The organism is Dokdonia sp., from assembly GCF_039945015.1.
Taxonomy (GTDB): domain Bacteria; phylum Bacteroidota; class Bacteroidia; order Flavobacteriales; family Flavobacteriaceae; genus Dokdonia.
The window spans coordinates 1-1848 of record NZ_JBDUXP010000006.1; the positions used below are offsets into that span (position 1 = coordinate 1).

General features: G+C 34.2%; 1 protein-coding gene. It reads right to left on the reverse strand.

The features are described from left to right. Positions 1–1839 (reverse strand): M14 family metallopeptidase (locus tag ABJD27_RS06745; RefSeq protein WP_348202017.1); only part of this gene is annotated, 1839 nt, incomplete at its 3' end. Positions 1840–1848 lie beyond the last annotated feature (9 nt).

Here is a 1848-nt window from a genome sequence, read left to right on the forward strand (position 1 = left end):
ATAAAATGATACAGATGCAGATAATGCGTTTGTTAAGTCTATAGTATTATTAAGAACAATAGATGAGTTCTCGTCATTTGCATAATTGCCTCCTGGAGAATCTGTAATTGATGTTGGAGCCGATTCGAAAATAACATTTGTTACTCCCCAATCGTTGTTTTCAAAGTTTGTAGTAGAGCTGTTTCCGTTATCAAAGAAAACCTGTTCTGCTTCTCCAAATATTTTTGATACCATAATTGATGTATCAAATGAACCATTATTTACGACCAATTCATAGATGATATCATCTCCAGCAGAAATACCTGAAGAAAGTGTATAGTCTACAGAACCATTTTGATCTTCTAAAGTAGCAAGACCTGAAAAATTCATTGGAGTTCCTACGGCAGTAATATTACTAGAAATAGGATTGACACTTACCGTAAAATCGCCAGAACCGTTAATTCCTAAACGTCTAAGATTAAATGCCGCATCCGATGTGCTATTGCCTATAAACAAAGGAGATCTATCAGATAATGTACCAAAGTTGTTAGTCATTTTTGCAGCAGTAAGATTGAGAAACATCATTTCTCTAGCGATATCTTCTATTTGATTAGAAGGCGGATAAAAAGAGTTATTTATCTCTGGTGTAAAAGCAAATATCTTATCATGTGTACCTACAGTACCATACATAAAGTCATCACTGTCTCCAGCAAAAGGAGAATCTCTTAAAGAGTTATAACCGTTTTGAGAAGTTAATTCATTTCCAATACTTATATATAATGCCTCATCTGCTGTCGCTACATCTGCATACCCGAATGGGTTGTATAATAATCTTCCAAAAGAGTGATTGTTTATTGCAATTACAAATTCGTGTTGTTCTACAAACCATTTGATCGCTTGGTTTTCTACTTCAGAAAAAGCACTAGGTCCGTGGTATGTTTCAGAATTTGGATTTGAAGAAGCTCCTGGACCTCCCCAAGACCCATTATTAGAGTCACCATTAATGTGATAATCATAGTTACGGTTATTATCTACACCATTTCCATCTTTTCTGTTTTTACGCCAAAACCCTTGGCCATTAGTTGGATCTAATACTTGATTATAAAGGTATCCATCAGGATTTACTACAGGGACAAAATACAACTCTGTATTATTTACAATGCTTTGTATTTCTGTATCAGTTTCATAGTTTTCTAAAAGATACCACATGTAGAAAATAAGTTCTGATAAAGTAGCAAACTCACGTGCGTGATGAATACTTGTATATAGTATTTGTGCTTCACCTTCACTAGAATCATTAGGGTTATCACTTATTTTAACCCATTCAATTCTATTTCCCCCTATAGATGGTGTTACAGAATTATCTGCTTGTCCTTCTGTTAAGAAGTCGCTTATACCATCTCTAGCTGTAATTAAGTTAGGGTATAGGTCATGCATATCATCCAGTTCATCAAGAAATTGTTGGTAGGTCATATATCCTCCTAGAGATCCTAAATTAAAATTATCAGGAGTAGGGTAGGTTGCTCCAGAACTAGAAGTGTTACACGTAGCATTTCTCTGCGCGTATGGAACGTTTTGTCTATTCTGTTCTAGATTATGAGCTCTCATATCTTCAATAAGAACATCTACTTGAAAGCCATTAACACGAGCACGTTCTAATTCTGATACTGAGAAATCAGAAATGATAAAGTGATCTTTTTTCTTAATTCCATGATCTGCAGGAATATCAAGTTCTTGTAATCTATAAATATCACTTTCTTGATTAAACGAGATCTTTGCACGTTGATATGTTTCTAAACGATCTTGCGCTTGAATAGTAAAAAATGAAAATAATAATATTAAAAAGACAATCTTTTTCATCGATTCAGG